Below are 26,738 nucleotides of genomic sequence, written 5' to 3'. Positions count from 1 at the left end.
GAGACCGAGGCCCGCCGCTAGAGCCCTAGAACGGTCAGCATCACGAACGTCGCAAACAGCACGAAGTGTGTCATCCCTTCAATGGCGTTAGTCTGCCCGTCGTTCAGGTTGATCGCCGCAACAATCAGCGTGATTGTCACCATCACAGTCTGCACGGAGGTCATTGCCATCATGAATGGCTGCCCGGTGTAGAGGGCGATTCCTTCCATGACCGGCACTGTGAGGATCACTGTCGACAAGGAGGCGCCCAGTGCGATGTTCACCACTGCCTGCATCCTGTTGCGCAACGCAGCTCGCAAAGCGGTCAGGATTTCTGGTGCGGCGGAGATTGAGGCCACAACAACTGCCATAAGGGTCGGCGGCGCGCCCGTTCCCTCAAGGCCGGAGTTGAGGAAGACGGACATGAACTCAGCGAGCGCGCCGATGACTACAACACCGAAAAGAATGACGCCGATCGAAAAGGCAGTGGATTCCTCCTCCGCCGCCTCGTGCTTGGATTCGACGGGAAGATCGGCGGGCGCAGACCCCTCCATCGCTGATTGCTTCCTGCGCGGATAGCTGTAGCTGAAGAAGTAGCTGTGGGTGCCGACCTGCATGCGCAGGAACAGCGCATATAGGGCAATCATCGCCGCGATCGTGAAGCCGGAATACAGGTGCCACCGGTCGCGCGGGACGAATTCAGGAACCACCATGGATATGCCCATGGCTGTGAGGATCATGACGCTGTAGGTCTTGCTGGAGTCGTCGTTATACGCCTGTTCGCCATGCCGCAGTCCGCCCAGCAGCGCCGCCAGCCCCAGAATGCCGTTGATGTCCAGCATAACCGCCGCGTAGATCGTATCCCGCACCAGCGTCGGCGACGTGCTGGTGCGCATCATGATGGCGAGGATCAGCACCTCGACGGCAACGGCCGATAGTGTAAGGATCATCGTGCCATAAGGATCCCCGACCTTACGGGCCAGCACTTCAGCGTGATGGGCGACGCGGGTGGATGCTAGCACTATAACCACGATAAGGCCTGCGGCCGCTATCAATGCGATGGTCCGTCCCATTTCCAGCAGGCTGTGTTCGAGAAAGAAGACGAACACAGCGACTACGGCGGAGATCGGAAGAAGTTTCTCTTGCTTCAACGCGGATGGCAGCGCCACTGGCAACTCCTGGTATCCGCCTTCATCTATGGCAGCAGCAGCAGCCATCAACCCTGCGCTTGGGCGGAGCCTGCACATTCGAAGCAAGCCGTGTTACGTTTAACCAACTGAGAGCGTACGCCTCATCTGGAACAATGCTGTACGCCTGCGCTTTCTTCATGACCGCCGCGCCGTGGCTATCCGGCGTCGGGTATAACAATGACAGGAGGGCAGATGACCAAGGTTGTTTACAAGATCGTCGAGCACGACGGAGGCTGGGCCTATCGGCTGGACGATGTTTATTCGGAGACGTTCGCGACGCATTCCGATGCCTTGCAAGCCGCACGGATCGTGGCGGCGGAGCAGCAGGTTGGCGGCGAACCGGAGGAGATCAGCTGGCAGGATGCCAACGGCGTGTGGCACACCGAATATAGCGACGGCGGAGACCGCCCCGAGGCAGAAGTTGTCGACACCGACGCGGACGACCAGCCGAACCAACTGCCCTAGCGGGGCACGCCCGCTCGATCGCCCTCAAGTCCGTAGCGAAGGGGTGACAGGAGAAGGGCGCCTCACGGCGCCCTTTCGGGATCAAGCAGCTGATTGCAGGGAAGGGTAGTCCGTATAACCCTTGGCGCCGCCGCCATAGAAGGTGTCGCGATCCGGCTCGTTCAGTACTGTGCCAGACTTAAAGCGCTCCACCAGGTCTGGGTTGGCGATGAAAAGTCGACCGAAGGAAACAAGATCTGCGCGTCCACTTTCCACAGCCTGCATTGCGGATTCGCGGTTGTAGCCGTTGTTCACCATCCAGGCTGCCTTGCCGCCGGCCTTCCGGAATGCCGCCTTGAATGCTTCGTAGTCGAACGTGGTGCCTTCATACTGGAAGCCGCGTTCGCCGCCCGTCGCGCCTTCGATGACATGAATGAAGGACAGTTCACGTGTCGCTAGCTGCTCCGCGACGTAGTTGAAGAGCGCCTGCGGATCTTTGTCAGAAATGCCGTTCGCTGGGGTCGTCGGCGAAAGACGCAGTCCGGTGCGACCCGGACCAATCTCCCGCGTCACCGCATCCACCACCTGCAGGAGGAAGCGGGTCCGGTTCTCGATCGAACCGCCGTATTCGTCCGTGCGCTGATTTGCGCCCGTCTTCAGGAACTGGTCGATCAGGTAGCCGTTGGCGCCGTGGATCTCTACGCCGTCGAATCCGGCGTCGAGCGCGGCGCGGGCAGCCCTTCGGAAATCCTCAACGATCTCCGCGATCTCGGATGCCTCCAGCGCGCGTGGCTCCGATGTCTCAAGGAAAGCGCCGGTGCCGTCATCATTGATGATGAAGGTCTTGCCGCCCGCTGGAACAGGAGAAGGGGCGACCGGAGCCGCGCCGCTAGGCTGCAAGGACGTGTGCGAAACGCGGCCGACATGCCAGAGCTGTGTGACAATCTTGCCGCCCTTTGCGTGAACAGCGGCGGTCACCTTCTTCCAGCCGTCGACTGCTTGCGGCAGGTAGAGCCCGGGTACATCCGAATAACCCTGACCTTGCTGCGTGACCGGCGTGCCCTCCGTGATGATCAAGCCCGCGCCGGCGCGTTGCTCGTAATAGGTGACATTCAGATCGTTGGGGATGGCCTTGGGGGAGCGGTTGCGCGTCAGCGGTGCCATGGCGACGCGGTTAGAGACGTCAATGTCACCGAGCTTCATCGGGTCGAAAAGTGTGGTCACTGGAAATTCCTTGCTTCTTTGAGAGCATGCGGGAGGTAGTCAGAGCGTATCTTTCAGCTCGTGGATGAAAGCCTCTATTGTCTCGTCATCGCGACGGTAGAACGACCACTGGCCGAGGCGATTGGTGGTCACCAACCCCGCTTTCTCCAGCGTGGCGAGGTGGGCGGAGACTGTCGACTGCGACAGGCCGCACCGCTTTTCGAATTGATTGGCGCAGATTCCCATGGCCAGCGGATGGGCCTGTGATGAAAAGTGCTTTTCCGGCTCGCGCATCCATTCGAGAAATTGAACCCGCACCGGGTGCGCAAGTGCCTTGAGAACTTCTAGCTTATCCATTCGGCTTCCACGATATCTAAATCGTCCATAGCCGATATTTAAATCGCTATTCATCGATTTTAAGGGGCAGAGCAAAAAAAAGGGCCGGAGATCAGCCCTGAGGTATGAAGGTGTAAACCTCCAGAGGGGAACAGCTGGAGAAGCGAGGGAGTCGCATGCCCGCAGCCGACCTTGCATATGGAGCAGGCCGGACCGCACGCAAGTGCAAGATCTGAGGGTGGGGGTAAAAAAAAAGGGCCACCAGATTACTCCGGGGCCCTATAAGTGTGAAGGTCAAAAACCTCCAGAGGGGAACAGCTGGTGCGGTGGAACTGGGAGGAAAGCCACCGTGTGTGCATCAGCTGTGTGCGATATGGTGGTTTTTTGTGCAGGGAACAATGAATAAATGTGCAGGGGAGCCATGCGACACGCGCAACACTTTCGCATCAGCCTTGAGGCATGTCTGGTTCAGAAATTCCAGTTGCGCGCTTTGGAGACTACAAAGTCACGGAAAACCTTAAGCTTAGCTGCGTTCTTTATCTCGTCCGGATAACAGAAATAGGTGTCGAAGGAGGGTATGTCGGCGGCCAGGGGTAGCTGGATCAGGCCAGGATCCCGCCCGACGATATAATCGGGAAGCACAGCAATGCCGATGCCGAGTAGGCATGCGCGCTTGATCGATGTCTGGCTGTTGATCTGAAGGTGCGGGATGCGCGGGTTGTCCGAAGACCGTCCTGCGTGTTCCAGCCAGTTGACGTCCAGCAGATAATTCGGTGCGGGTTCCCCGAAGGTGATGATCTTATGGTTGTCCAAATCCTCGATCGTGTGCGGCTCGCCAAAGCGGTTGATGTACGACGGTGCGGCGTAGACGTGCATGTGAACGGTAAACAGCTTGCGCTGGATGAGATCGGATTGCTGCGGCTGGCGCAGGCGGATGGCGCAATCCGCGTGGCGCATGTTGACGTCAAGTTCCTCGTTGTCGAGGAGCAACTGGACCGACATATCGGGATAGAGCTGCAGGAATTCCTGCACCTTATCGGTAAGCCAGCCCTGGCCTAGCCCGACGGTCGTGGTGACCCGCAATTTCCCGGAGGGCTTGTCCGTCGTTTCGGTCAGTTGAGCCTTCACCATCTCCAGCTTGAGGAGCACATCATGGGCCGTGCGATAAAGAAGCTCACCCTGCTCGGTGAGGATCAGACCACGCGCGTGGCGGTGGAAAAGCTTGACACCCACATCCTGCTCAAGCGCGCTGACCTGGCGGCTGATGGCTGACTGGGAAAGATGCAGCTTGTCAGCGGCATGGGTGAAGGATCCAGCCTCCGCTGCTGCATGAAAAATACGCAACTTGTCCCAGTCGAGAGGCATCACCATGCTTCAGGTCACTCCGCGGCTTCAGCGATCGGCTGGATTCCTGCGAGATACCGCTCGGCCTCGAGTGCAGCCATGCAGCCCATGCCGGCTGCCGTGATTGCCTGGCGGAAAGTATCGTCGGTGACGTCGCCGGCAGCAAACACGCCCGGCATGCTGGTTGCCGTGGAATCCGGTGCCGTCCAGAGGTATCCATTCGGCTTCACCCTGAGCGTGTCCTTGAAGAGTTCCGTGGCTGGCGCATGGCCAATCGCGACGAACACCCCGTCGATGATCTTGTCGCTGATGACGCCGGTGCGGGTATCGCGCAGGCGAACACCGTTTACGGATGGCGGCATCGGCGGCTTGGCGGGTTCGCCTGTGATCTCTGCAATTTCCGTGTTCCACAACACCTGGACGTTCGGGCGCTGGAAAAGGCGTTCGGCAAGGATCTTTTCCGACCGGAAGCTTTCGCGCCGGTGCACGACCGTAACCGTCTTGGCGATGTTGGAGAGATAAAGCGCCTCTTCCACGGCAGAATTGCCGCCGCCCACGACGATCACGTCCTTGTTGCGATAAAAGAAGCCGTCGCAGGTGGCGCAGGCCGAGACGCCGAAGCCCTGGAAGCGCTGCTCGCTCTCGATGCCCAGCCACTTGGCCTTGGCACCCGTGGCGATGATCAGGGTGTCTGCCGTCCAAATGGCGCCGGAGTCGGTGCGAACCGTGAAGGGCTGGCGGGAAAGCTCCACCTCAGTTACCAGGTCATTGACGATCTCAGTGCCGACATGCGTCGCCTGGTTGAGCATCTGCTCCATGAGCCAGGGACCCTGAATCGGATCAGCAAAGCCCGGGTAGTTTTCGACATCCGTGGTGATCATCAACTGCCCACCCTGCTCCATGCCGGCAATCAGAACGGGCTTGAGCATGGCACGCGCGGCGTAGATCGCGGCCGTATAGCCGGCAGGGCCAGAGCCAATGATGAGAACTTGGGTGTGACGGGCAGACATGGCCTTCCTTTCAGCCGGTAGAGCGTGGCGCGAATGCGCACCCCTCATATGGGGATGCGGATCTCAATCTACCGCTATGTTTGGGGCATTTAAGGTTTATCCATGCGCTACATCAAGAGCAGCCCTGCGTTAATAACAGAACAGTTGCATCCTGTGCAGGGATATGCCCGTTGCTCGCCTTGCGTTGCAGGCGAGTTCGGCTAAAAGCTTGCCAAAACCAAAGGGGACGACTGTGTTTCGCGCCGATCTGGACGCCATCGATATCAAGATCCTGCGCGAGCTGCAGCAGGATGGTCGGATGACCAACGTGGAGCTTGCCGAGAGGGTTGGTATTTCCGCGCCTCCATGCCTTCGCCGAGTCCGAAAGCTTGAAGAGGCTGGCGTCATCGAAGGCTATCATGCGCTCCTCAATGGACCCAAGATGGGCTTTGACCTGGTCGCATTCTGCATGGTCGGACTGAAGCGCCAGGCCGACGGGGATCTGAAGTCGTTTGCCTCTCGCGTGGAAAAGTGGCCGATCGTGCGGGAGGCCTGGATGGTCTCCGGCGACAGCGACTTCCTTCTACGTTGCACCGCCCAGAACCTCAGCGTCTTCCAGGATTTCGTGATGGAGGTGCTGACGGCAGACGAGCACGTGGATACAGTGAGGACAATGCTGACGATCCGACAGGTAAAGAAGCTGGGTTTGGTTGAGGTTCAGGCGCCGCCTGACAGTGCCCGCGTCTGAGGCGGTAACGGTAGCAAGATCGGCCTAAGGAGGGGTCGCTCCTCGCTCCGATCCAGGTCACACGTCTTTTGTCGCGGACATGGTGCTATCTCGGCCCAAGACTGCTGCGAATTCTTCTAGTCGGAGGCTATGCTCATCCTTGCGGGCTGCGCGCCTGCGGAGTGCGGACAGGAATTGGTCGTCTGGTGCTTTGTGGTCGCCCTTCAACAGGAATACGTTATAGACATAGCGAATGTAAGCCGCCCGCAGATCCGGATCTGGCGTCCAGGTATCAAGGACGTCGACGGCCGCGAGAAGCGCCTCTTCATCCTCCGCATGAAGAACGAGACCTTCCACATTGTAGGGTGCATTGCCTAGCGTCACGACCTTCTTCTGAAGGAAAAGACCTTCAAGCCCGACCGTGGAGTTGATGACGATAAGCGCCTGCGCACCTTCGATCAGACTTCGTGTCTCGTTGTGGTTCGCAAACCAGATGCGGTGGTGCTTCGTGACGCGGTCCTGGATCGATAGTGGGAAGCTCGGATGTTCCTTTACGACGAAGTTAAGGTCGGGGCGCTTGTCGGCCAGCCGGGCAATAACCTCGTAGAAGTGCACCATGTCCCGGATCCACGGAGAATGAGCGAGCACCTGCATGTCGCTGGGGACTTGGAACGGAACAAAGACATAGCGCCCCGGCATCGTCGCGGGTTTGGTATGCTTCTGCTTGGAGATGCGATGCACGAGACCAGCAGGTATGTCTGCAGGGACACGGTGTGCCACCATCCGATAAAAGGCCGGATCTCGCGGAAGACTGCTGTCGTAGTTTATGCCTCGGGTGTCGTACTGATTGGTGGCGGGAAAGAACCCTTGTTCGAGGACCATGCGCTCACGCCCCAACGCCTCGCCTACAGCCAAGGCCAGCGCGTCGGGTATCAGAAAGCCATTGAACGCCATGACACGAGCGCCGGGGTGTTCATCCAGATGCGACTGGACGAGGCGAGCCGCGACGCGCGCCCGGGCAAGGGTGAATGTTCGATAGAGCGCTGCCACGAGTGGTCTGCCGTAGAACCAGCCGAGGCGAATACGCCGGCGCAGCAGATTGCGCTCCACCAGTGGTCGCAGATCCACAACGTCATGGCGGCCGACCGCGGAAGCGACCAAAGTCCGCCATCCCTCCCGCTCGAGGAGTTGGCTGATGATCTGGTGAAGTTTGAGCGGTACGAGGAGGACAGCGCCCTCCGCAGAGTCGCCAACTCTGCCAAGGTGTTTGCTGTGTCCAATGAATTCAATGCGGGTCATCGTTCGAGCCCAGCCGGCGCTAGTAGAGCCTCATATACGATCTCCAACTCTTCAGCCTCATTGCTCAAACCGAAATTCCGAACGACGTGCTCTCGCGCCTGCTTGCCCGACCGAGAGGCGAGATCTGGGTCAGCAAGATAGCTGGCAATTGCGTCTCGTAGAGCCTCATAGTTGCCAGCAGGGGCTACAGCTCCTGTAATGCCCATCACAATCTGCTCTGCATAGGCCCCGGCGTCACTCGCGACCACCACCGTCTGCGATGCCATAGCCTCGAGAGGGGTCAGCCCGAAACCTTCGTTGCGGGACGGTGCAACGTAAAGGGTCAGGCGGCGGTACCACGGCTTGATGTCGTCCACTTCGCCCAGAAATCGGATTCGGTCGGCCAGACCGGCGGCGACGACGGCGGCTTTCAACTCGTCGCCGAAGGCCTGATGCTCCACGGTTACGCGGCCGCAGATCACTGCCGTCCACTCTGGATGCTGCGGCAAGAGCTCGATCATCGCGCGTACGAAGAGGTCTGTACCCTTCTGATGACGGACGCGGCCGAAGCATCCGACTAGATATTTACCAGGAAGCCCGGTCGCGCCGATCGTGTCGTCATCTCCCTGAGGGGGACGGAAGACGTCGAGGTCTACCCCATGGCGAATCACCGTGTGTGGCACCTCAAGGAAGGAGCCCGAGCGAACGCTGGTGGCCACAACAGCGTCCATCTGGCGGATCAGCCATCTGGTGTAGCCCGTGTGCCGACGCTGTGCAGCGGATGTAAAAAGCAGCTTCAGCGGCGTGCGCAGTAGGTGCTTCAGCACGATCCCTGCCAGCATCTCATTGTTGCGGCGCGCGTGCCACACGCGCACCTGTTTGCCCTCAGGCCGTCTCCAAAGTCCGGGGAACTGTCGCCAGCGCAACTTCGGCAGGTGATCAGGAAGTCCAGGTCCAAGCGTCACGATCGACCGGCCAAGCCGAACCTGTTCTGGAACGAGCTGAACGACCGTCGACGTTACGCCGGAAAGGCGTCGCTTGAAGTGCGGGGCGATGACCGTGATATCGCGAAGCGAAGCCAACCGTTCGACCGTCAGCCCCAGGAAACCGAGAGAATTTCGTAGGCCTTCGAGCCGCCCGGTGCGTTGACCTCGATCGAGTCTCCCGCTTCCTTGCCGATCATCGCGCGGGCGATGGGGGAAGAGACGGAGATGCGGCCTGCCTTCACGTCGGCTTCCTGGTCGCCGACGATCTGGTAGGTCTTCTCTTCTTCTGTGTCTTCGTCGACGAGCTTGACGGTGGCCCCGAACTTGATCTTGTCACCCGACATCTTCGACAGGTCGATAACCTCGGCGCGCGCAATCAGATCTTCGAGCTCAGTGATGCGGCCTTCGTTGTGGCTCTGCGCTTCCTTGGCCGCGTGATATTCCGCGTTTTCGGAAAGGTCGCCATGGGCGCGCGCCTCGGCGATCGCCTCGATGATGCGGGGACGCTCCTCCTGCTGGCGCCAGCGCAACTCCTCCTGCAACTGGGTAAAGCCGTTCTGCGTCATCGGTACCTTATCGACCATCTTCTTGTCCTTCACGCTGTGGCTGCGCTAGCCGCGGCCACAAAAAGAAACAGGTTCCGGAGCAAAACTTCGGAACCATCCACACATCAAAATTTCTGGAACTATAACAGAGGTCCCCCTGAAAACTCCAGCATTTTCGAGATGGTGCATCAGGCGTCACTTTCAAGGTTGTGAAGCAGAAGCCAGCTCCGCTATTGACCTTCTCCGGAAGAACATTTAGTGAACAGTCTAATGAAGAAGTCTCTAAAAGATCGGCTAGCCATTCTCTCTGACGCTGCCAAATACGATGCGTCCTGCGCCTCTAGCGGCACGGTCAGACGTAGCTCGCTCTCCTCTGGTGGCCTTGGATCAACAGAGGGGTCAGGGATTTGCCACGCCTATGCGCCGGATGGGCGATGCATTTCGCTGCTCAAAATCCTGCTCACGAACTTCTGCATCTATGACTGCGCCTATTGCATCAACCGCTCGTCCAGCAACGTTGAGCGGGCGCGGTTTACAGTAGAGGAGGTGATTTGGCTGACGCTGGAGTTTTATCGCCGCAACTATATCGAAGGGCTGTTTCTCTCGTCGGGCATCATCCGCTCCTCCGACCACACGATGGAGGAGATGGTGCGAATTGCGCGGGAGCTGAGAACGACGCACAACTTCCGCGGCTATATTCATCTCAAGTCCATTCCAGAGGCGTCGCCGCATCTGATTGAGGAAGCCGGTCTTTACGCAGATCGGCTGTCGCTTAACATCGAACTGCCGACCGATGCCGGCATCACCCGATATGCGCCGGAGAAGCAGCCGGATGGCATTCGTCGCTCCATGGGCGAACTGCGGCTCAAGATCGAGGAAATGAGCGAGCCGACGCTGCAGACGAAGCGGAAGCGGCGGTTTGCACCGGCTGGCCAGAGCACGCAGATGATCGTCGGGGCGGACGGAGCCAACGACGCGACGATCCTCGGTACGAGCGCCCGGCTGTACGGAAGTTATGGCCTCAAGCGCGTCTATTATTCCGCCTTCAGCCCCATTCCGGATTCATCGAAGAACCTGCCGCTGATCAAGCCGCCGCTGATGCGCGAACACCGGCTCTATCAGGCGGATTGGCTCTACCGCTTCTATGGTTTCGACATCGGCGAGATCACGTCGGCGCGGGCGGACGGTATGCTCGACCTCGATCTCGATCCAAAGCTCGCTTGGGCACTTGGCCACCGCGAACGATTTCCGGTCGATGTGAACCGAGCCGACCGGGAAATGCTGCTGCGAGTGCCGGGCCTCGGCACTAAGACGGTAAAGGCAATTATCTCGGCCCGCCGGTTCTCGCGACTGCGGCTGGACGATCTGAAGCGGCTCGGCGTGTCGCTGAAGAAGGTGCAGCCCTTCATCACGGCAGATGGCTGGACGCCGCATCGTCTCGTCGACCGACCCGATCTGCGGGCGATGTTCGAGCCGAAGCCGGAACAGCTGTCGTTGCTCTGATGTACACGGTCACGCTGGAGGGCAGGGGCGATCTTGGCGAGTGGCGGGAGGCTGCACGCGTACTGCTCCAGGCGGGCGTGGACCCGGATGAGGTTGTCTGGCAGACGCCGGATGCGATGGGCCGCCTCTTCGCCGATCAGCGCCAAGACCTGCCGGCGCCGAAACCGGAGGTGGGCGTGGTTTCTGTACCGCCCGACTTCATCAAGCTAGCGGGCGGCGTTATTTGCCACAGTGATTCGCGGCGTTTCGCGCTACTCTACCGGCTCCTCGTCCGGCTGGCGCGCGACCGAAACACACTAGCAATGGCGGCCGATGCCGATGTGGTGGAAGCACGGCAGATGGCGAAGTCCGTCGGGCGCGACTATCACAAGATGACGGCCTTCGTGCGTTTCAAGGAATTGCCGCTGCCACCGCGAACGGCGGGACGGCGGCGCTTCGTCGCCTGGTTCGAGCCTGATCATTTCATCGTTGAGCGCGTGGCGCCGTTCTTCCAACGCCGGTTCAACGACATGGACTGGTTAATCGCGACGCCCAAGGGATCCGCCTCCTGGGATGGCGAAACCTTGCTCACGAGCACGGAGCCGGCGGAGAAGCCGGACCTTAAAGACGAGACGGATGATCTGTGGCGGACGTATTACGCCTCCATCTTCAATCCGGCGCGCCTGAAGGTGAAGGCGATGACGGCGGAGATGCCGAAGAAGTACTGGAAGAATTTGCCGGAGGCGGAGCTCATTCCCGGCCTGATCGCCAACGCCGAGCGCAGCGTGCTGGAGATGGCGGCAAGGGCGGCAAGCGAGCCGCTCCCGTTCCACCATCGGCTGCAGGAGGCGGCAGCGAATGCACCGGCTGTTGATGTTGCTCCTGCGGGAACACTTGAGGCTGTGAGGCAGGAGGCGCGACACTGCACCCGCTGCACGCTTCACTGTATGGCAACGCAGACGGTCTTCGGGCAGGGGCCGGAGCAGGCAAAGGTGATGGTCGTCGGGGAGCAGCCGGGCGACCAGGAGGATCTTGCCGGCAAGCCGTTTGTCGGTCCGGCAGGACAGGTCTTTAACGATGTGCTGCGCGAGGTCGGGCGCGATCGCCGCTCGCTCTACGTCACCAATGCGGTGAAGCACTTCAAGTACGAGGCCCGGGGGAAGCGCCGCATCCACCAGAAGCCAAACCAGGGAGAGATCCAGCAATGCCGCTGGTGGCTGAAGCAGGAGCTTGATTTCGTGCAGCCGAAACTGATCGTCGCCATGGGAGCGACGGCCTATTTTGCACTGACGGACGAGAAGCAGAAGCTTGCGGATGTCCGAAGTAAGCCGCTGACCATGGAGGATGGACAGGTTCTCTTCGTGACCGTTCACCCGTCCTATCTGCTGCGCATTCCGGATCCAGGCCTCAAGGCGAAGGAAATGATCCGCTTCCGTCAGGATATGGAGTCCGTTCAAAGGCTTGCTGCGGGTTTTGCATGAGCCAGTTGAGCCGTGCCCGGTTCAGTGGGATGCTAAAGCGCTCTCGTCGATCCGGGCAGCGGCATAGACGCGGCGGGCAAGCAGGGCGAGGAGAAGCAGGGTTGCGGTAACGACGATGCAACAGAGCGAGAAGCCCAGCGCGAAGCCGCTCTTTGCCGCCGGGAGCCAGATGGCCGAAGCCGAGAGTGGAAGCTGCTGTGCGGTCTCCACCGCACCGGCGAGGGTCTCCGACACTGCTTCCGCCTGCTGGGCGTTGAGCCCCCTGAGATCGGTGCCGTTCATCGCCGTCCGGTAGACGAGCGTTGCCAGGCTGCCGAGGAGGGCGACGCCGAGCGCTCCACCAAACTCGGCGCTTGTTTCCGAGATCGCCGAGGCAGACCCCGCCCGTTCCGGCGGCGCCGTGCCGACGATCAGACCGGTTGTCGTGAGGATGACGGGAACGAAGCCGAGGCCGATGATCATGCTGGCGCCGAGGATGCCGAGCAGGCTTTCCGAATAGGCCGCCACCGCCATGGCCGCCGTGCCGACCGCATTGACCACCAGTCCTCCGAGCACCGTCCTGATCGGACCGAAGTGGTTGGTGAAGCGGTAGGCCTGCAAGGACATGATCGTGAAGACGAGAGCGGATGGCGCCGACCACAGTGCCGCCTTCAGGGGCGTGAGCCCCAGCACGAGCTGAAGGAAGAGGTTCTGGAAGAGGAAGACGCCGAAGACGAAGAAGATGCCTGCGAGATTGACCAACAGCGACGCGTTGAAGGCCGCGTTCCGGAACAGTGCGAGATCGATCAGCGGATCAGCCAGCCGCTTCTGGCGGCGGATGAAGGCGGCGCCGAAGAGAAGTCCGACCGCAAGATATGGCAGCTGGATGAGCTCGAACCCGTCTGCAGCCATGTGCTTGATGCCGTAGATCACAGGCAGAACCGTCGCCAGCGACAGCACCACGCTCACGAGATCGATGCGGCCGGCGTCGTCGCTCTTGTACTCCGGCAAGAGGAAGGGGGCGACAGCCAGAAGGACCATCATGACGGGGATGTTGATGAGGAAGACTGCGCCCCAGTGGAAGTACTGCAGCAGCAATCCGCCGATCAGCGGGCCGACGAGACCTCCCAATGCGAACGCGGTGCCCCAGATGCCGATCGCCCTGTTTCGCTCCGCTTCATTGCGGAAGAGGTTGACGATCAGCGAGAGGGTCGAGGGAGCGATCGTCGCTCCGGCGATACCTAGCAGCGCTCGTGAGGCGATCAATTGTCCGGCTGTCTGCGAAAAGGCGGCGAGGGCCGAGGCGACGCCGAAGGCGAATGCTCCGATCAACAGGACCCGGCGGCGACCGATGCGGTCTCCAAGCGTTCCCATGGTCATCAGGAAGCCCGCAACCATGAAGCCGTAGATGTCGTTGATCCAAAGGAGTTGCGCGGCCGACGGATCGAGATCCGCGACGATCGCCGGCACCGCCAGAAACAGCACCGACAGATCCATGGAGTAAATCAGGCAAGCGATCGAAAGGACGGACAGGCCGATCCATTCGCGCCTGCCTGCAGGTCCAGGCACTTGCACGATTGTCGTCATGTTTGTTCTCCCGGAGATCGGGCGGAGACTTCCTCAAGTTGTGGCACTTGACAAGAGCCAATTTGAGCGCGGCAAAAGGCCGATAATCAGGCCTGCGTCAGCGGGGCCGTGACATAGGCATCGAGCCGCGCCAGTGTCTGCTGGCCACCTTCCACGGCACCGAACTTCACCGTTGCTTCGCGGGCTTCCGCGGTCGGGAAGGTGAGGGTGATGGTGATGCGGGTGGCATCGCCCTCGGCCTCGAGCGTAATGGCGCCTTCAAACCAGGCCGGTTCGCCGACTTCGGCGCCATGGTCATAGGCAATACGGCTTGGCGGGCTGATCTCCTTGTAGCGGATCCAGTTCGGCCAATCCTTGTCGGGGCCGTGCATCGTGTAGCGCCAGAGCCCGCCGACGGAAAAGTCCATCTCATGCGTCTCGGTGATGAAGCCGTCCGGCCCCCACCATTTGTCCAGGTGCCGGGCCTCGGTCAGCATCTTGAAGACGAGCTCCGGAGGCGCGGAGATGAGGCGATCAACTGCAATGATCCGGTTACTGTCCTGTCCTGTCGTCATGTCAGCGTCCTTGATTCAGCTGTTGGAGGAGGGCTTCAAGGCGATCGAAGTTCTGCTCGTTGGCGGCGGCAATGAACGTCTTGAGCTGCAGGTTTTCTTCGGTCGGTTCGAAGAGCATGCGCCAGTGAAGGCGGGTACCGCCGCCTTCTGCGATGAAGCGCATCTCCATCGTATAGACGTGCATGGGGAGGTGGTGCAGGAAAGCGATCCGCTCGGAGGGGACGATCTCCTGGAAGGTGGAGCGGTTATCGAAGTGGGTGCCGTCGGACGCCGTCATGGTGATGTGCCAGTCACCGCCAGGGCGAAAGTCGAACCGGTCGATCCTGTTGGCGAAGCCATGCGGCCCCCACCATTGCGTCAGCTTCTCTGGGTCTGCGAATGCGTTGAAGAGAGTGGAGGGGCTGACGTTGAACAGGCGGTCGTTGAGGATTTCCATCTTCTCCGTCATCTTTGCTCTTCCTTCTCTTCCGTCTTCAGTGTCGCGAGGTAATCCTCCAACCGGTCGAGGCGGTGCTCCCAGAGCGAGCGGTAGCCGCCGAGCCAGCCGTCGACCGTCTTCAGAGTGTCGGCCTCAAGCCGGCAAGGGCGCCATTGAGCGGTGCGGCTGCGGGAGATCAGCTTAGCGTTCTCCAGAACCTTGAGATGCTTCGAGACCGCCGGAAGGCTCATGTCGAACGGTTCGGCCAGCTCGTTCACCGTCGCCTCTCCCTTCGCCAGCCGCGCGAGGATCGCGCGGCGGGTCGGATCCGCGAGGGCGGCAAAAGTCTCCGAAAGGGTATCGGTCATTATTAGCCATCCGGTTAATTAACTTACTGGCTAAGTACGGCAGAAAAAGAGACCGGTCAACAGCAGCTGACCGGTTTCAGAATTTAGGACCCTTAGAAGTAGCTCTGCAGAGGGCGAACCTCGAGATTGCCGGCCTTCAGCGCTCGGATTGCCATGGCTGCCGCTTCGGCACCGGCCATGGTGGTGTAGTAGGGCACCTTCTGCATCAGCGTTGCGCGGCGCAGCGACTTGGAGTCCGAGATCGCCTTGTTGCCGTCCGTCGTGTTGATGACGAGCTGGACCTGGCGGTTGCGGATCGCGTCCTCGATGTGCGGACGGCCTTCCAGAACCTTGTTGATCTTGGTTGCGGCAATGCCCTGTTCAGCCAGAAAGCGCGAGGTGCCTCCGGTCGCAAGCACCTTGAAGCCGATCTCGGTCAGGATGCGGATCGCGGACAGAACACGCTGCTTGTCCTCGTCGCGGACGGAGACAAAGACCGTGCCTTCGCGCGGAAGTTCGACACCGGCGCCGAGCTGGCTCTTGGCAAAGGCAAGCGCAAAGTCGGTATCAAGGCCGATCACCTCACCGGTGGAGCGCATTTCCGGACCGAGGAGCGTATCGACGCCTGGGAAACGGGCAAACGGGAAGACGGCTTCCTTGACGGCGATGTGCTTCAGGTTGCGTGGGTCGGGCTTGGCGCCATAGGCGCTGATCGCTGCGTCCAGCTTCTCGCCGGCCATGATGCGAGCAGCGATCTTGGCGATCGGAGCGCCGATGGTCTTGGCGACGAAAGGCACGGTACGCGACGCGCGCGGGTTGACCTCAAGCACGTAGATCGTGCCGTCCTTGATGGCGTACTGCACGTTCATCAAACCGCCGACATTGAGTGCCTTGGCAAGCGCCGTCGTCTGGCGTTCCAGCTCATCCACCGTCTCCTTCGAGAGCGAGCGAACCGGCAGCGAGCAGGCCGAGTCGCCGGAGTGGATACCCGCTTCCTCGATGTGCTCCATGATCCCGGAGACGAAGACGCTCTCGCCGTCGCACAGCGCATCGACGTCCACTTCCACCGCATTGGTCAGATAGCTGTCGAAGAGCAGCGGGTTCTTGCCGAGCAGGGTGTTGATCTGGCCAGTCTTGTCGTTCGGGTAGCGCTGCTTGATGTCTTCGGGGACGAGGCCCGGAACCGTGTCGAGCAGGTAGCTTTGCAGCATGGATTCGGAATGAATGATCTGCATCGCTCGGCCGCCGAGAACGTAGGATGGCCGCACGACCAGTGGGAAGCCGATCTCGGCGGCAACGAGGCGCGCCTGCTCCACCGAATAGGCGATGCCGTTGTTCGGCTGCATAAGGTCAAGCTTCATCAGGAGCTTCTGGAAGCGGTCGCGATCTTCGGCAAGATCGATCATGTCGGGCGCCGTGCCGAGGATCGGGATGCCGTTCTTCTCGAGCGCTTCGGCAAGCTTCAGCGGGGTCTGGCCACCAAACTGGACGATGACGCCGACGACTTCACCCTTCTCCTGCTCGGCACGCAGAATCTCGATCACGTCTTCTGCCGTCAGCGGCTCGAAGTACAGACGATCGGAGGTGTCGTAGTCGGTCGAAACCGTCTCCGGATTGCAGTTGATCATGATCGCTTCGAAGCCGGCATCCTTCAGAGCGAAGGCGGCGTGGCAGCAGCAGTAGTCGAACTCGATGCCCTGACCGATGCGGTTTGGGCCGCCGCCGAGGATGACCACCTTCTTGCGGTCGGAGACCTGCGCTTCGGAACGGAGCGAGCCGACGAAAGGCGTTTCGTAGGTGGAGTACATATAGGCGGTCGGCGAGGCGAACTCTGCGGCGCAGGTGTCGATGCGCTTGAAGACCGGGCGCACGTTGAGACCGTTTCGCAGCTCGGCAACCTCCTTCGGGCGCTTGCCGGAAAGGCTGGCAAGGCGGGCATCGGAGAAGCCCATGGCTTTGAGCATGCGCAGGTTCTCGGCGTCTGCCGGCAACCCGTGCTCACGCACCCGTGCCTCCATGTCGACGATCGCCTTGAACTGGCTGATGAACCACGGGTCGATCTTGCAGCCTTCGTGGACTTCGGCTTCGGACATGCCCATGCGCAGCGCCTGGACCACCATGCGCAGGCGATCCGGCGTCGGCGTGCCGATCGCTGCGCGGATGGCGTTGTTGGCGTTCTCGCCGTCCTCGAGACCAGGAATCTCGATCTCGTCGAGACCGGTGAGGCCGGTTTCCAGGCCGCGCAGCGCCTTCTGCAGGGATTCGGCGAAGGTACGGCCGATGGCCATGACTTCGCCGACCGACTTCATGGCGGTGGTCAGCGTCGGCTCCGCACCGGGGAACTTTTCGAAGGCGAAGCGCGGAATCTTGGTGACGACGTAGTCGATCGACGGCTCGAAGGAGGCAGGCGTCGCGCCGCCGGTGATGTCGTTCTCCAGTTCGTCCAGCGTATAACCGACAGCAAGCTTGGCGGCGACTTTGGCGATGGGGAAGCCGGTGGCCTTGGAGGCAAGTGCCGAGGAGCGCGAGACGCGCGGGTTCATCTCGATGACGACGAGGCGACCGTCCTTCGGGTTGACGGCGAACTGGACGTTGGAGCCGCCGGTTTCCACGCCAATCTCGCGCAATACCGCGATCGAGGCGTTGCGCATGATCTGGTATTCCTTGTCGGTCAGCGTCAGTGCCGGCGCGACAGTGATGGAATCGCCCGTATGGACGCCCATCGGGTCAATGTTCTCGATCGAGCAGATGATGATGCAGTTGTCCGCCTTGTCGCGGATCACCTCCATCTCGTACTCTTTCCAGCCGAGCACAGATTCTTCAATCAGCACTTCGGTGGTTGGCGAGGCGTCGAGGCCCGAGCCGATGATCTCGAAGAATTCGGAGCGGTTGTAGGCAATGCCGCCGCCGGTGCCGCCCATGGTGAAGGAGGGGCGGATGATGGCGGGCAGGCCGATGGCGTCGAGCGCCTGTGCGGCAACCGCCATGGCATGGTTCATGTAGCGCTGCTTGCGATCCGTTTCGCCGAGGTTCCACTGGTTCTCCAACTCATCCAGCGCTGCGTCCAATGCGTCGCCAGAGAGGCTGTCGCGCAGCTTTGCGCGTTCCGCCTCATGCGCCTTGCGGTCCTGCTCCTTGATGTCGGTGGCATTGGCCAGCATCGACTTTGGTGTCTCGAGGCCTATCTTGGCCATGGCTTCGCGGAAGAGGGCTCGGTCCTCCGCCTTGTCGATTGCCGCAGGCTTTGCGCCGATCATCTCGACATTGTACCGGTCAAGCACGCCCATGCGCTTCAGCGACAGCGCGGTGTTCAGCGCCGTCTGCCCGCCCATGGTTGGCAGCAGCGCGTCGGGGCGTTCCTTGGCAATGATCTTGGCGACGACTTCCGGCGTGATCGGCTCGACATAGGTCGCGTCGGCAAGACCTGGATCGGTCATGATCGTGGCCGGGTTGGAATTGACCAGGATGACCCGGTAACCCTCCTCCTTGAGCGCTTTGACCGCCTGGGTGCCGGAGTAATCGAACTCGCATGCCTGGCCGATGACGATCGGACCCGCGCCGATGATGAGGATCGATTTGATGTCTTGGCGCTTGGGCATCGTCTTTTTCCATTCGAGTTCCTGCGCAGAAAGCCGGCCGGATGATGAACTCACCGGTCGGGCGCAAGGCGTGGGTCTTTTCAGGCTAGAAGCGGCTTATAGGCAAATGTCGCTTGAAGCGAAACCCCATAATTCGGCAAATCGACAGGAAAACGACGGGTGGAGCCGAGTTCGTGACGGAGGCGTCAACCAGGTGCAAAGCGTACCGCTTGTCCTTCCCCTGGCATGGACATTTGTCGTGGCGCGGCAGTATGACCGATCTCTAAAGCAGATGCAGGCGAGGGGTGGACAGTACGATGGCTGATGTAGTGATGAAACCCGCCGCTCCCGTCGAAGTGACCGTCTTACCGATCATTCTTGCTGTCAGCTTCAGCCATATGCTGAACGACATCATGCAGTCGATGATCGCCGCAATCTATCCGATGCTGAAGACGGATTATAACCTAGATTTCTGGCAAATCGGGTTCCTGACGCTTGCCTTCCAGTGCACGGCATCGCTGCTGCAGCCGGTGGTCGGGATCGTCACGGACAAGAAGCCGTATCCCTATTCCTTACCCGTCGGTATGGCCTCTACGCTCATCGGCTTGGTGCTCCTTGCGACCGCTCATGATTACGGTATGCTTGTGGTGGCAGCTTCCCTTGTGGGGGTCGGCTCGGCGATCTTCCATCCTGAGTCGTCGCGGGTGGCGAGGCTTGCCTCCGGCGGCCGCTATGGTTTTGCCCAATCGGTCTTCCAGGTTGGCGGCAATCTCGGGACGGCGATCGGGCCGTTGCTCGCGGCTTTCATCATCGTGCCGCGCGGGCAGGGGAGCGTCGCCTGGTTCTGTCTCGCCGCCATCCTCGGCATCATCGTTCTCGGCCGCGTCGCAGCCTGGTACAAGGCCCACATGGCCGCCAATGCCGGCAAGAGGAAAAAGGTACATGCGCATTCGCTGCCACGGCAGACGGTGGTTCTCGCGCTCGCGGTCTTGGTTGTCCTGACGTTCTCCAAGAACGTCTACATGGCGAGCATCGGCAGCTACTACACCTTCTTCGTGATCGAGCGCTTCGGCGTCAGCGTCCAAGAATCGCAGATTCTGTTGTTCGTGTTCCTGGGCGCCAGTGCGCTCGGTACGGTGATTGGCGGCCCGATCGGCGACCGGTTCGGCTCGAAGGTCGTCATCTGGTTTTCGATCCTTGGGGTGCTCCCCTTCACACTGGCCATGCCATTCGCCAACCTGCCTGTGACGATCGCGCTCTCGGCGGTGATCGGCTTCATCATGGCCTCCTCCTTCCCGGCCATCATCGTGATGGCGCAGGAACTGGTGCCGGGGCGGGTGGGCATGATCGCGGGGATTTTCTTCGGCTTTGCCTTTGGCATGGGTGGCATTGCCGCAGCGGTCCTCGGGTTGCTGGCTGACCGGCACGGCATATCGACCGTCTACACCATTTGCGCCTTCCTTCCCGCGCTGGGGCTGCTGACGGTGTTTCTACCCAGCAAGCGGTCGCTGCGCGTCGCGTGAAGATCCAGATTCGGAACTGGATCATCTTCTGCACTCTTGCGTTCTAACGAGCACCGGACAGCCGCAGGAGAGTGAAGATGGAGTGGAGAGGCCGCCGCCAGTCGAGCAATGTGGAGGATCGACGAGGTGCCAGAGGCCGCAGTCCGTTTGGCCGCGGTGGCTTGCGTATTCCCGTTGGCCGAGGTGGCGTGCGTCGCGCCGGGGGAGGGATCGGGATTGGGGGCATCATCATCATCCTCATTGTCTCCTGGGTCCTCGGCATCAATCCGTTGACTTTGCTCTCGGGCGGCGACATCGGCTTGGACAGTGGCGGCTATGAGCAGCAGGCGGGCGCACCTGCCAATGACGAGACCACGGCCTTCATCCGAACCGTGCTGGCGGAAACCGAGGACACCTGGAACGGCATCTTCCAGGCGAGTGGGGAGGATTACCAGGAGCCAACGCTGGTTCTGTTCTCCGGGCAGGTAGAATCTGCCTGCGGGTTTGCATCGTCCGCCACCGGGCCGTTCTATTGCCCAGGTGACCGAAAAGTTTATCTCGACACCTCCTTTTTCCAGGAGCTCGAGCGTCAGTTCGATGCATCAGGCGATTTCGCACAGGCCTATGTGATCGCCCATGAGGTCGGCCATCACGTCCAGAACCTGATCGGCGTCCTTCCCCGGTTCAACCAGGCCCGACAGCGGATGAGTGAGGTCGAGGCGAACCAGATGTCTGTGCGTGTGGAACTGCAAGCGGACTGCTTTGCCGGTGTCTGGGGCAAGTTTACCGACCAAAGGGGCTTGCTGGAGCAGGGAGATATCGAGGAGGCGCTCAATGCGGCGAGGCAGATCGGCGACGACACCCTGCAGAGGCGCAGTCAAGGCTATGTCGTGCCTGAGAGCTTCAATCACGGGACGTCTGCGCAGCGGATGGAGTGGTTCCGCCGCGGGTTCGAGAGTGGCGACGTCAATAGCTGCGATACCTTCTCTGCCGAACTCTGAGTTTGCCCTGCCCACAGAGCCCCAGGCTGTCTCTGTTCCGTCTTCGTGCCGCTAAGGTTCCCGCCGATCATCAACATCTTTGGCGGGAGCATCAAAAACATTGAATAACAAGGCCACCCTGGTAACTTGCCGGACCGAAGCCGCTGATCTATAGGTCCAATCGACCGCCGCTCACCAGTCCCTGGAAGCGGCGTTTATCGTTTGGAGCGCCCCATGCTGACCCCCTCCGCCGCATCGGATGCTGTTGCTGGTATCAACAGTTGGGGCCATCACATCCGCTCCACGATTCGCCTTGGCGTCCCTTTCGTGGGTGCGCAACTGGCGCAGATGGCGATCAACACCACTGACGTCATCATGGTGGGGTGGCTTGGCACGCTGGAGCTCGCGGCCGTGGTTCTGGCGAGTCAGATGTTCTTCATCGTCTTCATCTTCGGAACCGGATTTGCCGCTGCCGTCGTTCCCATGGTAGCGCATGCTGTCGGACGCGGGGACGTCACGTCCGTGCGGCGGGCGGTGCGCATGGGGATCTGGGTCGTGCTTGCCTATGGCATCCTGACGGCGCCGATCCTGTGGTTCTCCCGTCCCATCCTGCTTATCCTCGGGCAGGAGCCAGACGTCGCGCAACTTGCGCAGGATTACTTGCGGGTGGCGCAATGGGGGATCTTTCCAGCCTTGGCCCTAATGGTTCTGCGCAGCTTCCTCAGCGGGCTCGAGCGGGGGAGCATCATCCTCTATGTCACAATTGGCATGTTCCTCGCCAATGCCGTGCTCAACTACGCGCTTATCTTTGGGAACTTCGGTGCTCCGGCCTGGGGTCTGGTCGGCGCGGCCGTCGCATCGGTATGCTCAAGCGCCTTCGGCTGCATCGCAATGATCGTATACATAGACGGGCGAGCGGAAACGCGAGCCTACGAATTGTTCGTTCGGTTCTGGCGTGCGGATTGGGGGGCAATCCGCGAGAATATCGCCCTTGGTCTTCCGATCAGCTTCACCATCCTTGCGGAGACCAGCTTGTTTGCGGCAGCGTCGCTGTTGATCGGCACTATCGGGACCCGCGAGCTTGCAGCACACGGCATCGCCCTGCAACTGGCGTCGATCGCGTTCATGATCCCGCTCGGCCTCGCGCAGGTCGCGACCGTCCGGGTGGGGCTCGCCTATGGTCGCGAGGACATGGTGGGGGTCAAGCGGGCGGCTGTGGCGGTTCTGGTTGTCAGTCTCTGCTTCTCGGCCTGCGGCAGCCTACTCTTCGCATTCATGCCAAGGACACTCGGGTTGCTGTTTCTCGACATTCGCAATCCGGATGCGCAGGCGGTTCTGGAATACGCTGCTTCGTTGATCGTCATCGCTGGCGTGTTTCAGTTGGCAGACGGTCTGCAGGCCGTAGGGGCGGGACTGCTGCGCGGCCTGAAGGACACAAAGGTGCCGATGATGCTGGCGCTGGTTGCTTATTGGCCGATCGGCTTTGCCTGCGCCTGGCTTTTTGCCTTCCCCTTGGGGTTTGGCGGCCCCGGCGTCTGGTTTGGCTTCGTGACCGGGCTTGGCGCTGCCGCCATCCTTTTGTGTGGTCGGTTTTACCTGCTCGTTCGACGCCGCTGAAACAAAAAACCCGCCGAAGGGGCGGGCTTTATGATCGCTTAGCGCTCGGCCAGGGCGGGCTCGCCCTTTCGTTCACGCACCATGTTGATGAAGCGCCGGAACAGGTAGTGGCTGTCCTGCGGACCCGGCGAGGCCTCCGGATGATGCTGCACCGAAAACACGGGTTTGCCGCTGACGCGCAGGCCGCAGTTCGTGCCATCGAAGAGAGAAATGTGAGTCTCTTCGATGCCTTCCGGCAGGCTATCGGAGTCGACGGCGAAGCCGTGATTCATCGAAACGATCTCGACCTTGCCGGTCGTGTGGTCCTTCACGGGATGATTTCCGCCGTGGTGTCCCTGGTGCATTTTCGTGGTGGTGGCGCCGAGAGCGAGTCCGAGCATCTGGTGGCCGAGGCAGATGCCGAAGGTCGGCACGTCTTTTTCAAGCACCTGCCGGATCACCGGCACCGCGTACTCGCCGGTTGCTGCCGGATCACCCGGTCCGTTGGAAAGGAAGACGCCATCGGGGTTGAGCGCCATGATATCTTCGGCAGAGGTCTGTGCCGGAACAACCGTCACCTTGCAGTCGAGCCCGGTGAAGAGCCGCAGGATGTTGCGTTTCACGCCATAGTCGACGCAGACGATGTGGTACTTGGCTTCGGCCGGATCAGCCTCACCATATCCCTCGTCCCAGACCCAAGGTGTCTGTGCCCACTGCGACGACTGGCCCGACGTCGCTTCCTTGGCAAGATCGCGACCCTCGATGCCGCCCCAGTTGCGCGCTTCCGCCTTCAGCGCCTCGATGTCGAACACGCCATTTGGATCATGGGCGATCACTGCGTTCGGTGCGCCGTTTTCACGGATCCAAGCGGTGAGCGCCCGGGTGTCGATGCCGGAAAGGCCGATCACACCGCGCGACTTCAGCCATTCGTCCAGGTGCCTGGAGGCACGGTAGCTCGAGGGCTCGGTTATGTCAGCCTTGAAGATCACGCCGACCGCCCCGCGACGGGCCGCGGGCGTCAGGTCTTCGATGTCTTCTTCGTTCGTGCCGATATTGCCGATATGCGGAAAGGTGAAAGTGACGATCTGGCCGAGGTACGACGGGTCCGTCAGGATCTCCTGGTACCCGGTGAGAGACGTATTGAAGCAGACCTCGGCGCAGACCTTTCCGGTTGCACCGACCCCGACGCCTTCGATGACCGTGCCATCGGCGAGGACCAGAACAGCGGTCGGCTTCTTGCTTGTCCAGGGAGCGGTAGAAGTCATCTCAATCCTTCTGCCCTTGGGCCTCGCCACTTGAAGTCGCGGGGAAACAGGGCCATCTATGGTCGCAGAAAAGGGCGCCCCGGATGATCCGTGCAGCCCCTCATATCCAAATCTCGTGCAGGTGCTGGAAAATAGACAAAGCGCGCGAAGCGGTCAATGTCACCCATGTTCTTTCCAGGTGGATTTTACTTCCAACAAGATCAAGAGCTTGGCTGATTTGATTTGATCGTGTGCTCGTGCTTGTCTATGAGGGCCGCCTGATCGACAAGGAAAAGCCGCAATTCCGCAACCCGCGGCGGCTTCTCCAAAGGAGCAAGAATATGATGCGCGATAAGCTCGCGAACGAAATGAAGGATGCGATGAAGGCGAAGGATAGCCGACGTTTGTCGACTGTGCGCCTCATTCAGACTGCGATCAAGGATCGCGACATTGCCAACCGTGGCGCCGGCAAGGATCCGGTGAGCGACGAGGAGATCATGCAGGTCCTGCAGAAGATGGTAAAGCAGCGCGAAGAGTCGGCCAAGATCTACGAAGAGGCCGGACGGATCGAGCTCGCCACGCAGGAGCGCGAGGAAATCGAGGTCATCAAGAGCTTCATGCCGGAGCAGCTGTCGGAGGAGAAGGTCCGGCAGCTGTGTCAGTCGGTCGTGTCCGAGACCGGTGCGCATGGGTTGCGCGATATGGGAAAGTGCATGAATGCCCTGAAGGAGAAGTATCCGGGTCAGATGGATTTCGCCAAGGCCTCCGGCATGGTCAAGGATCTGCTGAAGTAGCCGCTAGCAGCAATCGATCACGCTTCGGCGGGGCCAGTGCTGGTCCCGCCATTTTCGTTTGTACGGCTGTGAATAGCGGGCATGACGCGCTTTGCGATTGGCACGGCGCGGTGCTGACCCCTATACTGATCGGGTCTCTGAGGTAACAATGCGCTTTTCCAACAGCTTTCTCGACGAAATTCGTGATCGTGTTCCGATCTCGTCGGTCATCGGCCGCCGGGTGACATGGGATCGTAAGAAGACCAATGTCGCCCGCGGAGACTACTGGGCCTGCTGCCCGTTCCACGGCGAAAAAAGCCCTAGCTTTCACTGTGAAGATCGCAAGGGCCGTTACCATTGCTTCGGTTGTGGTGTTTCCGGCGACCATTTCCGGTTTCTGACGGATCTAGAAGGGCTAAACTTTCCAGAGGCGGTCCAACAGATCGCCGACCTGGCCGGCATGGCTCTTCCGCAGCCGGATCCACAGGCGGAGCGGCGCGAGAAGGAACGGACGACGCTTCTCGACGTCATGGAATTGGCGGCGCAGTTCTTTCAAGAGCAATTGCAAAGTGCTGTCGGCGCGAGGGCGCGTGCCTACCTCCGTGACCGTGGGCTAACGGGACGCACGATCGAGACGTTCCGCCTGGGCTATGCGCCGGAAAGCCGCAATGCCCTGAAGGCGTTTCTCTCCGATAAAGGGGTTCCGAAGGATCAGATCGAGGCCTGCGGCCTAGTCGTTCACGGTGAGGGCATCGCTGTGTCCTATGATCGATTTCGCGACAGGATCATGTTCCCAATCCTTTCCTCGCGTGAAAAGATCATCGCGTTCGGCGGGCGGGCGATGTCACCGGACGCGCCTGCCAAATACCTCAATTCCAACGAGACGGAGCTCTTTCACAAGGGGAAGGTGCTCTACAATTTTGCGCGGGCGAGGCGCGCTTCGCAGGCGGTGCCCGGCACGCGCGATGGCGGCACAATCATAGCCGTCGAAGGGTACATGGATGTCATCGCACTTCATCAGGCGGGCATAGAGAACGCGGTGGCCCCTCTCGGTACTGCTTTGACCGAGAGCCAGCTCGACCTGCTCTGGAAAATGTCTCCTGAGCCCATTCTCTGCTTTGACGGCGATGGTGCCGGCACGCGGGCGGCCAATCGCGCTGCCGATCTGGCCCTGCCGTTCTTGAAGCCGGGACGCTCCGTCCGGTTTGCGCTGCTGCCCGAAGGCAAGGACCCCGACGACCTCGTTCGTCACGACGGACGGGTGCCGTTCGAAAAGGTCCTGGCCGAAGGGCGCCCTCTGGCCGAGATGATCTGGATGCGTGAAACGGCCGCCGGGAGTTTCGAAACTCCTGAGCGACGAGCGGAACTGGAGGCCCGCTTGAGGCAGATTGTCTCGGTGATCTCGGATGAAAACGTCCGGCGGTACTACCAGCAGGAGATGCGCGAAAGACTGAACGGCTTCTTCAGTGCCGGACGAGGCCCGGAGCGTCGCGGCAACTTCCAGCCACGCAATGGCGGTGGCAGAGCGGGCGGTTCGTCTGGCCAGGCTCGAGGGCAAGAGCGGGGGGTTGCGGTATCGGACCGGCTGGCGCGTTCCGGGCTGGTGCGGGGACACCGAGAGCTTCCGGCCCTTCGTGAGAGCGTTCTTGCCCTCACCGTGGTCAACCATCCGCAACTGCTGCTGGATGACTATGACGAGATCGCCAGCGTGGATTTCGAAAACCGCGATCTGCAGCGTTTCTGGTCATGTCTCCTGACGATTGCCGCCAAGCTTGGTGCACGGCTTGACCGTGAGAACCTGCGTGAGCAGCTCGAGGAGAACGGGTTCGATGCTCTCCTTGCAACGATGAACCAGCAGGTCCGCAACGCTCGCTTATGGACGGCGACGCCAGAGGCCGATCTGCAGGACGTGGTTCAGGCTTACCGCCAGGCTTTCGCGCTCCACTCGCGCAACAAGGAGCTTCGTTGGCAGAAGATCGAACTGGAACGCGAGATCGCGGAAACGGCTGCCGACGAGGAGGAGCGCGCTATTGCGCTGATGCGGGCCTTGGCGGAAGTGCAGCTTGAGATAGGCCGACTGGAAAATCAGGAGGCCATCATCGACGGCTTTGGCGTGATGTCTGGCAGGGTGAAGGGTGCTGCTGTTAGCCATGGCTAAAGTTCGCCGAATCGCCTTAGACTACTGACTCTCTCAGA

At 60.7% G+C, this 26,738-nt stretch carries 23 protein-coding genes; 9 read left to right on the top strand and 14 right to left on the bottom strand.

What is annotated here, in order from left to right; translation table 11 throughout:
- Positions 1 to 17: 17 nt before the first annotated feature.
- Positions 18 to 1,196: a calcium:proton antiporter gene (locus LXM96_RS00710; RefSeq protein ID WP_239996309.1), complete on the bottom strand. Its 1,179-nt coding sequence runs from the start codon at positions 1,194 to 1,196 to the stop codon at positions 18 to 20.
- Between the two features lie 165 nt (positions 1,197 to 1,361).
- Here LXM96_RS00710 and LXM96_RS00705 point away from each other — a divergent pair, with 165 nt between their 5' ends.
- Positions 1,362 to 1,634, top strand: coding sequence for a DUF2188 domain-containing protein (locus LXM96_RS00705; protein WP_239996308.1), 273 nt, complete (start codon positions 1,362 to 1,364; stop codon positions 1,632 to 1,634).
- Between the two features lie 81 nt (positions 1,635 to 1,715).
- On the opposite strand, the gene LXM96_RS00700 is transcribed toward LXM96_RS00705, so the two are convergent.
- The 4 genes from LXM96_RS00700 to trxB form a co-directional block, all read right to left on the bottom strand.
- Entirely contained in the window at positions 1,716 to 2,837 is a 1,122-nt protein-coding gene (locus LXM96_RS00700; protein WP_239996307.1) for an alkene reductase, read from the bottom strand.
- 39 nt (positions 2,838 to 2,876) lie between these two features.
- A complete protein-coding gene (locus LXM96_RS00695) occupies positions 2,877 to 3,173 on the bottom strand; it encodes an ArsR/SmtB family transcription factor (RefSeq protein ID WP_239996306.1) in 297 nt (98 codons plus the stop codon).
- 447 nt (positions 3,174 to 3,620) lie between these two features.
- Complete coding sequence (locus LXM96_RS00690) at positions 3,621 to 4,517, bottom strand: LysR family transcriptional regulator VtlR (protein ID WP_239997165.1); 897 nt, start codon at positions 4,515 to 4,517, stop codon at positions 3,621 to 3,623.
- 14 nt (positions 4,518 to 4,531) lie between these two features.
- Positions 4,532 to 5,506 (bottom strand): thioredoxin-disulfide reductase, encoded by a 975-nt coding sequence (gene trxB / locus LXM96_RS00685; RefSeq protein WP_239996305.1) that lies wholly within the window; start codon positions 5,504 to 5,506, stop codon positions 4,532 to 4,534.
- 232 nt (positions 5,507 to 5,738) lie between these two features.
- Between trxB and LXM96_RS00680 the strand changes: the two genes are divergently transcribed.
- A complete protein-coding gene (locus LXM96_RS00680; protein WP_239996304.1) occupies positions 5,739 to 6,233 on the top strand; it encodes an Lrp/AsnC family transcriptional regulator in 495 nt (164 codons plus the stop codon).
- A 57-nt stretch (positions 6,234 to 6,290) separates the two neighbouring features.
- Here the strand turns inward: LXM96_RS00680 and LXM96_RS00675 are convergent, their stop codons facing one another.
- The 3 genes from LXM96_RS00675 to greA are packed head-to-tail and all read right to left on the bottom strand — an operon-like array spanning position 6,291 to position 9,060.
- Complete coding sequence (locus LXM96_RS00675) at positions 6,291 to 7,511, bottom strand: capsular polysaccharide export protein, LipB/KpsS family (RefSeq protein WP_239996303.1); 1,221 nt, start codon at positions 7,509 to 7,511, stop codon at positions 6,291 to 6,293.
- A complete protein-coding gene (locus LXM96_RS00670; RefSeq protein ID WP_239996302.1) occupies positions 7,508 to 8,572 on the bottom strand; it encodes a glycosyltransferase family 4 protein in 1,065 nt (354 codons plus the stop codon). The genes LXM96_RS00675 and LXM96_RS00670 overlap by 4 nt, the downstream gene beginning before the upstream one ends.
- A gap of 11 nt (positions 8,573 to 8,583) precedes the next feature.
- The gene (gene greA, locus LXM96_RS00665) at positions 8,584 to 9,060 is read right to left on the bottom strand and encodes a transcription elongation factor GreA (protein ID WP_239996301.1); all 477 of its coding nucleotides are present in this window, start codon (positions 9,058 to 9,060) and stop codon (positions 8,584 to 8,586) included.
- Between the two features lie 231 nt (positions 9,061 to 9,291).
- Here greA and LXM96_RS00660 point away from each other — a divergent pair, with 231 nt between their 5' ends.
- Together LXM96_RS00660 and LXM96_RS00655 are read left to right on the top strand one after the other, a co-directional pair.
- On the top strand, positions 9,292 to 10,524 hold the full coding sequence (locus LXM96_RS00660; RefSeq protein ID WP_239996300.1) for a putative DNA modification/repair radical SAM protein: 1,233 nt from the start codon (positions 9,292 to 9,294) through the stop codon (positions 10,522 to 10,524).
- Positions 10,524 to 11,984 (top strand): UdgX family uracil-DNA binding protein, encoded by a 1,461-nt coding sequence (locus LXM96_RS00655; protein ID WP_239996299.1) that lies wholly within the window; start codon positions 10,524 to 10,526, stop codon positions 11,982 to 11,984. Before LXM96_RS00660 ends, LXM96_RS00655 begins: the two co-directional genes overlap by 1 nt.
- A 21-nt stretch (positions 11,985 to 12,005) precedes the next feature.
- On the opposite strand, the gene LXM96_RS00650 is transcribed toward LXM96_RS00655, so the two are convergent.
- The 5 genes from LXM96_RS00650 to carB all read right to left on the bottom strand — a co-directional run bounded on the left by LXM96_RS00650 (position 12,006) and on the right by carB (position 18,468).
- The gene (locus LXM96_RS00650) at positions 12,006 to 13,550 is read right to left on the bottom strand and encodes an MFS transporter (protein ID WP_239996298.1); all 1,545 of its coding nucleotides are present in this window, start codon (positions 13,548 to 13,550) and stop codon (positions 12,006 to 12,008) included.
- A gap of 86 nt (positions 13,551 to 13,636) precedes the next feature.
- On the bottom strand, positions 13,637 to 14,104 hold the full coding sequence (locus LXM96_RS00645) for an SRPBCC family protein (protein ID WP_239996297.1): 468 nt from the start codon (positions 14,102 to 14,104) through the stop codon (positions 13,637 to 13,639).
- Position 14,105: 1 nt separating this feature from the next.
- Positions 14,106 to 14,552, bottom strand: a complete 447-nt coding sequence (locus LXM96_RS00640; RefSeq protein ID WP_239996296.1) for an SRPBCC domain-containing protein — start codon at positions 14,550 to 14,552, stop codon at positions 14,106 to 14,108.
- On the bottom strand, positions 14,549 to 14,890 hold the full coding sequence (locus tag LXM96_RS00635) for an ArsR/SmtB family transcription factor (protein ID WP_239996295.1): 342 nt from the start codon (positions 14,888 to 14,890) through the stop codon (positions 14,549 to 14,551). Before LXM96_RS00635 ends, LXM96_RS00640 begins: the two co-directional genes overlap by 4 nt.
- Before the next feature lie 92 nt (positions 14,891 to 14,982).
- Entirely contained in the window at positions 14,983 to 18,468 is a 3,486-nt protein-coding gene (carB, locus tag LXM96_RS00630) for a carbamoyl-phosphate synthase large subunit (RefSeq protein WP_239996294.1), read from the bottom strand.
- A gap of 296 nt (positions 18,469 to 18,764) precedes the next feature.
- On the opposite strand from carB, the gene LXM96_RS00625 reads away from it, so the two are divergent.
- From LXM96_RS00625 to LXM96_RS00615, 3 genes are all read left to right on the top strand, one after another.
- Positions 18,765 to 19,970, top strand: coding sequence for an MFS transporter (locus LXM96_RS00625; RefSeq protein WP_239996293.1), 1,206 nt, complete (start codon positions 18,765 to 18,767; stop codon positions 19,968 to 19,970).
- A gap of 77 nt (positions 19,971 to 20,047) precedes the next feature.
- Positions 20,048 to 20,950, top strand: a complete 903-nt coding sequence (ypfJ, locus tag LXM96_RS00620) for a KPN_02809 family neutral zinc metallopeptidase (protein ID WP_239996292.1) — start codon at positions 20,048 to 20,050, stop codon at positions 20,948 to 20,950.
- A 213-nt stretch (positions 20,951 to 21,163) separates the two neighbouring features.
- Positions 21,164 to 22,546, top strand: coding sequence for an MATE family efflux transporter (locus LXM96_RS00615; RefSeq protein ID WP_239996291.1), 1,383 nt, complete (start codon positions 21,164 to 21,166; stop codon positions 22,544 to 22,546).
- 38 nt (positions 22,547 to 22,584) lie between these two features.
- On the opposite strand, the gene carA is transcribed toward LXM96_RS00615, so the two are convergent.
- Positions 22,585 to 23,790: a glutamine-hydrolyzing carbamoyl-phosphate synthase small subunit gene (carA, locus tag LXM96_RS00610; RefSeq protein ID WP_239996290.1), complete on the bottom strand. Its 1,206-nt coding sequence runs from the start codon at positions 23,788 to 23,790 to the stop codon at positions 22,585 to 22,587.
- A 323-nt stretch (positions 23,791 to 24,113) separates the two neighbouring features.
- Between carA and LXM96_RS00605 the strand changes: the two genes are divergently transcribed.
- Entirely contained in the window at positions 24,114 to 24,563 is a 450-nt protein-coding gene (locus LXM96_RS00605) for a GatB/YqeY domain-containing protein (protein ID WP_239997164.1), read from the top strand.
- Positions 24,564 to 24,711: 148 nt separating this feature from the next.
- On the top strand, positions 24,712 to 26,700 hold the full coding sequence (dnaG, locus tag LXM96_RS00600; protein WP_239996289.1) for a DNA primase: 1,989 nt from the start codon (positions 24,712 to 24,714) through the stop codon (positions 26,698 to 26,700).
- The last annotated feature ends 38 nt before the right edge of the window (positions 26,701 to 26,738 follow it).

Origin of the sequence: Rhizobium halophilum (assembly GCF_021648825.1) — a bacterium.
Taxonomy (GTDB): Bacteria; Pseudomonadota; Alphaproteobacteria; order Rhizobiales; family Rhizobiaceae; genus Neorhizobium; species Neorhizobium halophilum.
Note: the sequence above shows the minus strand (reverse complement) of the source record. Positions and strands in the feature narration are given on the sequence as shown.